This is a genomic window from Dechloromonas hortensis (genome assembly GCF_009469765.1).
GTDB lineage: Bacteria > Pseudomonadota > Gammaproteobacteria > Burkholderiales > Rhodocyclaceae > Azonexus > Azonexus hortensis.
The window spans coordinates 130,417-141,162 of record NZ_SSSQ01000007.1; the positions used below are offsets into that span (position 1 = coordinate 130,417).

General features: G+C 62.0%; 7 protein-coding genes. 3 read left to right on the top strand and 4 right to left on the bottom strand.

Annotated features, from left to right (window positions below; genetic code table 11):
- Positions 1-31 precede the first annotated feature (31 nt).
- Together dnaE and GH663_RS12800 are read left to right on the top strand one after the other, a co-directional pair.
- Positions 32-3,484 (top strand): DNA polymerase III subunit alpha, encoded by a 3,453-nt coding sequence (dnaE, locus tag GH663_RS12795; protein ID WP_211371141.1) that lies wholly within the window; start codon positions 32-34, stop codon positions 3,482-3,484.
- Positions 3,481-3,951, top strand: a complete 471-nt coding sequence (locus tag GH663_RS12800) for a WbuC family cupin fold metalloprotein (protein ID WP_153132133.1) — start codon at positions 3,481-3,483, stop codon at positions 3,949-3,951. The genes dnaE and GH663_RS12800 overlap by 4 nt, the downstream gene beginning before the upstream one ends.
- A gap of 1 nt (position 3,952) precedes the next feature.
- On the opposite strand, the gene GH663_RS12805 is transcribed toward GH663_RS12800, so the two are convergent.
- From GH663_RS12805 to GH663_RS12820, 4 genes are all read right to left on the bottom strand, one after another.
- Positions 3,953-6,073, bottom strand: a complete 2,121-nt coding sequence (locus tag GH663_RS12805; protein WP_153132134.1) for a c-type heme family protein — start codon at positions 6,071-6,073, stop codon at positions 3,953-3,955.
- Between the two features lie 115 nt (positions 6,074-6,188).
- Positions 6,189-7,706 (bottom strand): methyl-accepting chemotaxis protein, encoded by a 1,518-nt coding sequence (locus GH663_RS12810; RefSeq protein ID WP_153132135.1) that lies wholly within the window; start codon positions 7,704-7,706, stop codon positions 6,189-6,191.
- A gap of 102 nt (positions 7,707-7,808) precedes the next feature.
- Positions 7,809-8,399: a response regulator gene (locus GH663_RS12815; RefSeq protein ID WP_343029831.1), complete on the bottom strand. Its 591-nt coding sequence runs from the start codon at positions 8,397-8,399 to the stop codon at positions 7,809-7,811.
- Positions 8,400-8,533: 134 nt separating this feature from the next.
- Entirely contained in the window at positions 8,534-9,133 is a 600-nt protein-coding gene (locus tag GH663_RS12820) for a peroxiredoxin (RefSeq protein WP_153132136.1), read from the bottom strand.
- A 166-nt stretch (positions 9,134-9,299) separates the two neighbouring features.
- Here GH663_RS12820 and GH663_RS12825 point away from each other — a divergent pair, with 166 nt between their 5' ends.
- The gene (locus GH663_RS12825) at positions 9,300-10,745 is read left to right on the top strand and encodes a complex I subunit 4 family protein (protein WP_153132137.1); all 1,446 of its coding nucleotides are present in this window, start codon (positions 9,300-9,302) and stop codon (positions 10,743-10,745) included.
- The last annotated feature ends 1 nt before the right edge of the window (position 10,746 follow it).

Consider the following 10,746-nt stretch of genomic DNA (forward strand, 5'->3'; position numbering starts at 1 on the left):
GGGTGGAGTGGCAAGCGGTAAAATTGCGCCCATGAATTCCCCGCGCTACATACACCTCCGTCTCCATTCCGAATATTCCGTGACCGATGGCATCGTCCGCATCGGCGATGCCGTCAAGCGCGCCGCCGGCGATGGCATGCCGGCCATGGCGCTGACCGATCTCGGCAACCTCTTCGGCCTCGTCAAGTTCTACTCCGGGGCGCGCGGCAAGGGCGTCAAGCCGATTGCCGGCGCCGATGTCTGGATCACCAATCCCGAGTCGCCGGACGACGCCTATCGCTTGCTGCTGCTCGCCCGCAACCGGGCCGGTTACCAGCAGTTGTGCGAGTTGCTGTCCAAGGCCTATCTGGTCGAAGGGCGGCGCGACCGGGCCGAGATTCGCCGCGAATGGTTCGGCGAAATCGGCTGCGACGGCCTGATCGCGCTGTCCGGCGCCCATCTCGGCGACGTCGGCGAAGCCCTGATCAACGGCAATTTCGATCTGGCCGGCGAACGGGCCAAGGCCTGGGAGGCGATTTTTTCCGGTGCCTTCTACCTGGAGGTGCAGCGCTACGGTCAACCGCAGCAGGAGGCAATTGTTCAGCAGACGGCCGATCTGGCCGGCGAAACGGGTATTCCGCTGGTCGCGACGCATCCCATCCAGTTCATGAACCGCGACGACTTCCGGGCGCACGAGGCGCGCGTCTGCATCGCCGAAGGTTATGTGCTGGGCGACACCCGGCGGCCGAAAATCTATACCGAGGAACAGTATTTCAAGACGCAGGATGAAATGGCCGAGCTATTCGCCGACCTGCCGGAAGCGCTGGAAAACTCGCTGGAAATCGCCAAGCGCTGCAATATCGAACTGACGCTGGGCAAGAACTTCCTGCCCAATTTCCCGATTCCGGAAGGCATGACCATCGACGAGTTTCTGGTCGATGAAGCGAAGAAGGGCCTGGAGCTGCGTCTGGCACAGCTCTACCCGGACCCGGAAGAGCGCCTGAAACGCCGGCCGGAATACGACGAGCGGCTGGTTTTCGAGTGCAACACCATCGTCCAGATGGGCTTTCCCGGCTACTTCCTGATCGTTGCCGACTTCATCAAGTGGGCCAAGGCGAACGGCGTGCCGGTCGGACCGGGGCGGGGCTCCGGTGCTGGCTCGCTGGTCGCCTACAGCCTGCTGATTACCGATATCGACCCGCTGGCCTATGCCCTGCTGTTCGAGCGCTTCCTGAACCCGGAACGGGTCTCGATGCCCGACTTCGACGTCGACTTCTGCCAGGATAACCGCTGGCGCGTCATCGAATACGTCCGCCAGCACTACGGTGAGGACGCGGTCAGCCAGATCGCCACCTTCGGTACGATGTCCTCGAAGGCGGTGATCCGCGACGTCGGCCGGGTGTTCGGCCTGCCCTACTCGATGTGCGACCGCATTTCCAAGCTGATCCCGATCGTCCAGAACAAGCCGGTATCGCTGGCCGAGGCGCTTGAGCAGGAGCCGCAGCTCAAGGAAATGATGGAAGGCGACGGCGACGGTGAAACCATCCGCGAACTGTTCGACCTGGCCGGCCGTTTGGAAGACTTGACGCGTAACGTCGGCATGCACGCCGGCGGCGTGCTGATCGCGCCCGGCAAGATCACCGAGTTTTGCCCGATCTACCAGGCGACCGGTGCCGATGCATCGTCGGTTTCGCAGTTCGACAAGGACGACGTCGAGAAGGTCGGCCTGGTCAAGTTCGACTTTCTGGGTCTGCGAAATCTGACCATTATCGAGCTGGCCGTCGAGTACATCCGCCGGATGACCGGCGAGAAGCTCGACCTGATGGCGCTCGGCTTCAACGACCCGGGGGCCTACCAGATCCTCAAGGACGCCAATACGACGGCGATCTTCCAGGTCGAATCGGAGGGCATGAAGAAGCTGCTGAAGAAGCTGGCGCCCGACCGTTTCGAAGACATCATCGCTGTGCTGGCGCTTTATCGTCCCGGCCCGCTCGGCTCCGGGATGGTGGATGACTTCATCCTGCGTAAAAAAGGCCAGCAGGCCATCGACTATTTCCACCCCGACTTGACCGCCTGCCTGTCGCCGACCTACGGCGTCATCGTGTACCAGGAACAGGTGATGCAGATTTCGCAGATCATCGGCGGCTACACGCTGGGTGGTGCCGACATGCTGCGCCGGGCGATGGGCAAGAAAAAGCCCGAGGAAATGGCCAAGCACCGCGAGACCATCGCCGAGGGTGCCAAGAAGCTGGGCTACGACCCGGCGCTGGCCGAACAGTTGTTCGACCTGATGACCAAGTTCGCGGAGTACGGCTTCAACAAGTCGCACACCGCCGCCTACGCCGTCGTCACCTACCATACCGCCTGGCTGAAGCGTTACCACTGCGCCGCCTTCATGGCGGCGACCATGTCGTCCGACATGGACAACACCGACTCGGTCAAGATCTTCTATGAAGATGCCGTGGGGCCTGCCAACAAGCTCAAGATGCTCGGGCCGGACATCAACGCTTCAAATTACCGTTTTGAGCCGGTCGACCGCAGCACTATCCGCTACGGCCTGGGCGCGGTGAAGGGTACCGGCGAGCAGGCGGTCAACGACATCCTGCGCGCGCGCGAGGCGGGCGGGCCGTTCAAGGACCTGTTCGATTTCTGCCAGCGCTGCGACAAGCGCATGGTCAACCGTCGCACCACCGAGGCGCTGATCAAGGCCGGCGCCTTCGACAGTATCGACAGCGATCGCTACAAGCTGCTCGCTTCGGTCGGCGTGGCGATGGAGTTTGCCGATCAGGCCGAACGCAATGCGATGCAGACCAGCCTGTTCGACATCGGCAATGTCGCCGAGGAGCATGCGCCGCAATACGTCAACGTCAAGCCGTGGGACGAAAAGGAAAAGCTGATGCAGGAGAAGACCGCGCTCGGCTTCTTCTTCTCCGGCCATCCGTACAACACCTGCAAGAAAGAGCTGTCGCGCTTCATCCGCCGGCCACTCAACAAGCTTGAGCCGTCCAAGGAATTGACCATGCTGGCTGGCGTGGTGGTTGGCGTCCGGACCCAGATGACCCGGCGCGGCAAGATGCTCTTCGTGCAGCTCGACGACGGCACCGGCATGATCGAGGTGACGGTCTTCAACGAACTGTTCGAAGCCGAGCGGGCCAAAATCGTCACCGACGAGGTGCTGATTATCGAAGGCAAGGTCAGGTTCGACGAGTTTTCCGGCAGTAACAGCGTGACCGCCGACAAGCTGATGACCGTCGGCGAAGCGCGCGCCCGCTTTGCCAAGTACCTGCTGTTGCGCATGAACGGCAATACCGATGCGCGCAAGCTGAAAACCCTGCTCATGCCCTTTGCCCCGGGGCCGGCCGCCGTTCGTCTGCGTTATGCCAACGCCGCTGCCGAGTGCGAAATGATCCTCGGCGAGAATGCCCGGGTCCGCCTCGACGACCTGTTGCTCGAAGCGCTGGGCGACTGGCTGAAACCGGAAAACGTCGAGATCGTTTACCAATGAGCACACTGATCGATCAGCAGTTGCTGACGGCGGTCAGCGACGAGGCCCGGCTGGCCTCGCGCCGCCGCAAAAACCGCAATTTCCATCCAGCTGACGATTATCCGGGGCATCGCTTGCTCAACGGCATCGAGCCGGATTCCTACGTGATGCCGCATTGCCATTTCGATCCGCACAAGGATGAAAGCATCCTTTGCCTGCGCGGCCGCTTGGGTGTCGTCCTTTTTTGCCCTTCCGGCGCGGTCGACCGCAGCATTGTGCTGGAGCCGGCCGGCGAGGTGGTCGGTATCGATATTCCGCATGGCGTTTTCCATACGGTGCTGGCCCTGGTCAGCGGCACGGTGTTTTTCGAAGCCAAGGCCGGCCCCTATGTGCCGCTGAGCATTGAGGAAAGGGCGGCGTGGGCCCCGGCCGAGGGCACGCCGGAGGCGGCGGCTTACCTGGCCGTATTGCACCGCCTGTTCGCGTGAACTAGCGCCGCGTTTCCAGCCAGTGCAGCAGTAGTTTGTAGAGTTGCCCCGGGTCGACCGGCTTGCCGATGTGGTCGCTCATGCCGGCCTTCAGGCACAGCTGGCGATCTTCCTCAAAGGCATTGGCCGTCATCGCGATGATCGGCGTCCGGGCATGTGCCGGCAATTGCCGGATCAGCCGGGTGGCTTCAATGCCATCCATGGTCGGCATCTGCATGTCCATCAAGATCAGGTCATAAGCATTGCGAGCGGCCAGGTCGAGGGCTTCCCGGCCGTTGTCGGCGGTATCGATAGCCCAGCCGATGTCATGCAGGATGGCCAGCGCCACTTCCATGTTGATCGGGTTGTCTTCGGCAATCAGCAAGCGGGCGTTGGCAAAGCGCTGGCGCAGGGCCTGCTCGGCGGCTTGCGATCCGGTGCCGGCGGTTTGCCGGGCGTCGGCATCCTTGATCGGCAACAGCGGAATCGCGCACCAGAAGCGGCTGCCCTGGCCCAATTCGCTGTCGACCCCGATCTGGCCGCCCATCAGTTCGCTGAGGCGCCGGCAGATGGCGAGCCCGAGCCCGGTCCCGCCGAACTGGCGTGTCGTCGACATGTCGGCCTGTTCAAAGGCTTGGAACAGGCGAACCCGGCTCTCCGGCGAGATGCCGATGCCGGTGTCGATGACTTCCAGACGCAGCCAGGTAATGGCCGGGCTTTCCTCACTGATTTCGGCGCGGACCGTAATGCTGCCCGACTTGGTGAACTTGATCGCATTGCTCAACAGGTTGAGGGCGATCTGCTTGAGCTGCAAGGGCGCACCGAGGAACAGGTGATCAAGGCCGGGGGCGATTTCGCAGTGTAGCTTGAGCTTTTTGGCCTGCCATTTGTCGGCCAGCGACTGGATGGCATCTTCGAGCAGTCGTTTGGCGTTGAACTCGCGTTGCTCGATCTGCAGCTTGCCGGATTCGATTTTCGAGATGTCGAGAATATTGTTGATGATGTCGAGCAGATGGTCGGCCGAATGCGTGATCTGCGCCAACTGATGCTGCGTCTCGCTGTCGCTGGCGTGTTTGCGGAGCTGATGCGTGAAGCCGATGATGGCATTCATCGGCGTGCGGATTTCGTGGCTCATGTTGGCGACGAAGGCACTCTTCGCCCGACTGGCCTGTTCCGCTTCATTCTTGGCGCTGACCAGCTCCGAGGTGCGCTCGGCCACCCGGCGTTCGAGCAGGGCGCGCTCCGCTTCCAGTTCGGCGGCGTTGCGCTGCAATTCCCTGACCACATCGCTCAGGCTGCGGTCGCGCTCCTCGATGGTCCCGGCCATCTGGTTGAACGATCGGGCCAGCGTGCCTATTTCGTCGCTGGCCTGCTCGTCGCTGCGGGCCTTGAAGTTGCCGGCGGCAAAATCGCCGGCCTTGGCTTCCAGGTTGGCCAGGCGCCGGGCAACCTGGCGGGAGATCAGCCAGCCGAGGGCCAGAAAGACGATGCCGAACCCGAGCATCTGGTTTAACAGGTTGCCGAGCCAGAGTTGCTGCGTGCGTTCCCGGACATCGCGCAAGGGAATCTTGATGCTCATCACGCCGCGCAGGTCGCCCAGCTTGTAGTCATAGGCCTTGTCGTACTGGCGGCGGATCGGTTCCGGGGCGCTCTCGCGGCTGCCGTGGCATTGCAGGCAGTAAGCCTCAACCCAGATCGGGCTGGTGAAGTGGAAGTAGCGCTCGCCCTGGGCGCCGCCGATTTCCTGCTTGAACTCACTGTCCTTGGGATGGCTGCGAAACCATTCGATGGCCCGCATTTCATCGGCATCGGCCTGGTTGGCCGGGTTGCGCGGCGTATCCGAGACATTGTTGAAAATCAGGCCGCCTTTCGACCAGTTGTGCAGATCGGCTGATATGCGCGACATGGCGTGGGCCGGCAGAAAACCGAGCGTCTTGTCGGTCAGCTCGATGCCGCTGTCGATGAACTGATGGTGATAGACGCGGCGCACCGCCATCAGCGTGGCGCGCAGGTTGAGAGCTTCCTGATAGGCACTCTGCTCGACGTAGCGTTCGAGCTTGTAATAGTTGAGGGCGAGGCTCAAGGCCAGCGAGGCAAGCATCAGCCCCCCCATCCAGAGCCAGATTTTGGCCCGGAGCTTCATGCCGTCCTGTGGCAGGGGGAGGGGGGGAGTATTGCTTCTGGCATCAGCGCATTGTCATATGCCAGGAAGTTATGTTGTTTGATTAATATCAAACCCAATGTGGAAGTCGTTGATTTCAAACGACCATGTCGGATTTGAAGCCGATACGGACCGCGCCCCAGTGCCGGCCGTTGATGACAATCGGCATCGAGAGGTCGTTGAGGATTTCGCCGGTGTCGCGGACATAGGTCTGGAACAACGAGGATTTCTGGTTGCGGGCCAGTTTGATGCCGACCGGGTCGTTGAAGATGCGCTTGTGCCGGCATTTGGTCAGGTCGATGGCCGGGTCGCCGCTCGGGGCATTCGAGAAGATGCCGTTGTGGGCCGGGGCGTAGCCGTTGCTGTCGACGGCCAGCGAGTAGGTCAGCCCGGGAATGTCGCGCAGCGTGTCGTCGTACAGACGGGTCAGTTCGCTGTCGCACTGGCCGTCGTATGCCGTCGTGAAGCGTTTTGGGTTGGAGCCGGGGATGTCCTTGTAGGCCTGGTCGAAAACATTGACGCCGCGTTCGGACAGGCGTTGCAGGATGGTGGCCACGTTGTCGCGGAAGGCGGCGCACTTGTCGTGCAGCGTATCGAATTTGCTGTTGCCGGTGCGGAAATCGGCCAGCGTGCATTGCAGGTCTTCGGTCGATTCGCGCAGGGTTTTCGCCGAATCGAGACACTGCTTCATGCGGCCCGAGATATCGAGCGAATGATTGCGGATTTCCTCGACTTCGCCGTGAATCGTCTGGTTGCTTTCGCGCAGGTTGTAAATGGCGGAAGAAATCGTCGACAACTGTTCGGTTGTCCGCCGGAAATCGCCAACCATCGTGGTCAGGTCGCTGGCCGAGGTTTCGATGTATTCGTTGGCGCGGGTGACCTCGCCGACGATGGTCTGCGTCTTGGCCGAAGTGTCGGAAACGAGGTTGATCATCGACTGGGTATTCTGGCCAATGACCTGGGTTGCCGTCTTGACCTTTTCCGCCAGTTTTCGCACTTCGTCGGCGACCACGGCAAAGCCGCGACCGGCTTCTCCGGCCCGGGCCGCCTCGATCGCCGCATTGAGGGCGAGCAGGTTGGTCTGGTCGGAAATATCGTTGATCAGCGAGACGATTTCGTTGATTTTCATCGAACTGGTGTGCAGTTCGCCAACCGTGGACGAGAAGTGCTCGATATGCTGGTTGGTCGAGCGCATCGTGCTTGCCACGGTTTCCATCTGGGTCAGCGAGCGTTGTGCGAGGTCGAGGTTGTTCTTGGTCGAGGCCTGGATTGCATCGGAGTTGCTGGCGACTTCGCCGACCGCCATATTGACCCGGTTGCTCGATTCAAAAACGGCACTGGCCAGCGCTTCCTGGCGCCGTACCGCGTCGTCGGTCAGTTGGACCAGGTGGTTCATGCGGGCGGCGTCGGCGGCAATGCTGACGCTGCGTTCGCGGGCGTGGGAGATCAGGCCGCGGACGCGGCTGAAAAAGCGGTTGATATTGGCCGAAATTCGCCCTTCGGCATCGTGGCCCGTCGTTCCGACGGTCAGCGAGAGATCGGCGCTACCTTCGGCAATGGCGGCCAGGTCACGGTCGATCTTGTTGAGCGAAGCACTTTTTCCAAACAACCCCATGAATGTCTCCTGCGTATATTTTTTTTGAAGCCGGCCCAACTGGCGGCAAAGAGGGGCGGCTGAATGGCAAAACAGCACCTGAATGAGGTGCTGTTCGTTCGATCAGTAGGGGCGCTGGCGGGCGGCCAGTCGGCCGAGCAGGAAGCCCTTGATTTCGTGGAATGGAATCGGTTTGCCGAAGATGGTGACATCGCCTGGCACGCCCTTTTGCAGGATTTCCTCTCGGTCGATGGCGCTGACGACGATGATGTCCATCCTGGCGAGGTCCGGGTTGGCCCTCAGATGGCGGATCATTTCGAAACCGTCCATGCCCGGCATCATCAGGTCGGCAATCAGGATGTCGGGGGCGTTCTGGCCGACCTGCATCAGTCCTTCGAAACCGTTATTGACCAGGCGCAGCTTGATCGGCAGGTTCCAGTGTTCGAAGGTGGCACGGTACAGCGCCTGCAGCGTCGGGTCGTCTTCGGCAATCAGGACGTCCAGTTGTCCGCCGGCTTCCTGGGCGCTCGGGGTCAGTGTCCGGCGTCGAGCCAGCATGGCCTCGACCGAGGCGGTCGGGATACGGCGATGGCCGCCCGCTGTCTTCCAGGCTTCCAGCGCGCCACTCTCCACCATGTTCTGCACAGTGCCCAGAGAAACACCAAGGCGCAGTGCCGCCTGGCGGGTGCTGAGAAATTCCGAGTCGGCCATCATTTTTCCAGAATTGCAAAAGTGCTAAATTCTAGCCCCTTCCGGCTTGTTTTTGTAGCGTAAAAAAACCCCGATCACCAAGCGGTAATCGGGGTTGGCAGAAAGCGTACCGTCCAGCAGTACGTTTTCTGGGTCGCTTACAGTTTGCGAGCGTTCTTCGCCAGGTAGGCGGCGACGCCTTCGGTCGAGGCGACCATGCCGGGTTTGCCCTTGTTCCAGCCGGCCGGGCAGACTTCGCCATGCTCTTCGAAGAATTGCAGGGCATCGACCATGCGCAGCATTTCGTCGATGTTGCGGCCGAGCGGCAGCATGTTGACGACCTGGTGCATGACGACACCATTCTTGTCGATCAGGAAGGAGCCGCGCAGCGCAACGCCGGCTTCTTCGAGTTCGACGTCGTAGGCGCGGCAGATGTCGTGCTTGATGTCGGCGACCAGCGGATAGCCGACCTGGCCGATGCCGCCGTCCTTGACTGCGGTGTTCTTCCAGGCCAGGTGGGTGAACTGGGAATCGATGGAAACGCCGATCACTTCGACGCCGCGCTGCTTGAATTCTTCCAGGCGGTGATCGAAGGCGATCAGTTCGGATGGGCAGACGAAGGTGAAGTCGAGCGGGTAGAAGAACAGGACAACCGGCTTGCCCTTGAAGTGGGAGAGCGTCAGGTCCTTGATTTCATTGTTGCCGTAGACGGCAGTGGCGGTGAAATCGGGGGCTGGCTTGCCAACGAGAACGGCCATGGTGATCTCCTTATGATGATTTGATCTGGGGTTGGGGTAAGCGGCGAATTTAGCGAAGGCCCGTTTTGCTGTCAAACCGGCCGGGCTTGCCAGCAAGCGCGTTGGCACTGGCATAATCACAAAATCAAAATAATGACGGTTGCCAAAACCGGTGGAGGGGTGGGGCGTGTTGAAGGTGCTGGTTTTCATGCCGGTGCTGGGGGCGGCGGCGGTGGCTGTGCTGCCGGCCCGGCGCGCCTTGCCGTTGTGGCAGTTGACGATGCTGTTCGCGCTGGCGGCGCTGGCCTATGTCGGCTGGCTGGCGGCACGCTTCGACCCGGCCGGTGCGGCGATCCAGATGTTCGACAGCCGGGCCTGGAATGCCCGGCTCGGTACCTACTTCGCCCTCGGCGTCGATGGCATTTCGCTGGCCATGCTGCTGTTGACCGCCTTGCTCAGCCTGGTCGCCGTGCTTGTGTCGCGGCGGATGGAGGCGGGGGCGCGGCTCTATTTCGTGCTCGTCCTGCTCCTCGAGTCGGCGATGTTCGGCGTGTTCACCGCTCGCGACTGGTCGCTGTTCTATGTCTTCTGGGAGGCGACGCTGTTGCCGCTGTTCTTCCTGATCGACCGCCTGGGCGGCCCGAACCGGCAGAAGGCGGCGCTCAATTTCTTTCTGTACACGCTGGGCGGTTCGGTCTTCATGCTGGTCGCGCTGCTCTTTCTCTACGACGCAGCGCCCGGCCACAGCTTTGCGATGGCCGACATGGCCGAGGGCGGGCGAGGCCTGCCGCTGCCGACGCAATTGCTGATCTTCGCCGGCCTGTTCATCGGCTTCGGCGTCAAGATGCCGGTTTTTCCGCTGCACGGCTGGTTGCCGCTGGCCCACGTCGAGGCGCCGAGCCCGGTCTCCATCCTGCTCTCCGGCGTGCTGCTGAAAATGGGCGCCTACGGCCTGATCCGCGCCGCGGAAACGCTGCCTGCCGCCTTGCTGGCGACGCAGGACTGGTTGGCCATCCTGGCCTTGATCAGCCTGCTCTACGGTGGCATCCTCGCCTGGCGGCAGCAGGACTTGAAGGCGATGGTCGCCTACTCGTCGATCTCGCATATGGGCGTCGTCCTGCTCGGCATCGCCACGCTGAACGTCACCGGCCTGACCGGCGCGGTGTTCCAGATGGTGGCTCACGGGTTGAGCGCCGGCACCCTGTTCCTGATCGTCGGCCTGCTTTACCAGCGCACGCACAGCCGCGATCTGGCCGACTACAACTCGCTGCTCGGCAGGGCGCCGCGCTTTGCCTTCTTCATCGCTTTTGCGCTGCTCGCCGCGATTGGCCTGCCGGGCAGTGCCGGCTTCATCGCCGAACTGCATGCGCTGCTCGGTGGCTTCGTGCGCTGGGGTGGCTGGGTGCTGCTGCTCGGTCTGGCGATGCTGATCGGTGCCGCTTACAGCCTGCGCGTCATCGGTCGGCTGTGCCTGCCGGGCCCGGCAATGGTGCTGGCCGACATGACGCGGACCGAGACGAGCGCCGCCGCCATTCTCTGCGCCGCGCTGCTGCTGCTCGGCCTGTGGCCGGCGCCGCTGCTCGATCTGGTGGCGGGCAGCGTCGGCCAGCTCAGCCGTTTGTTCGGGAGTTGAG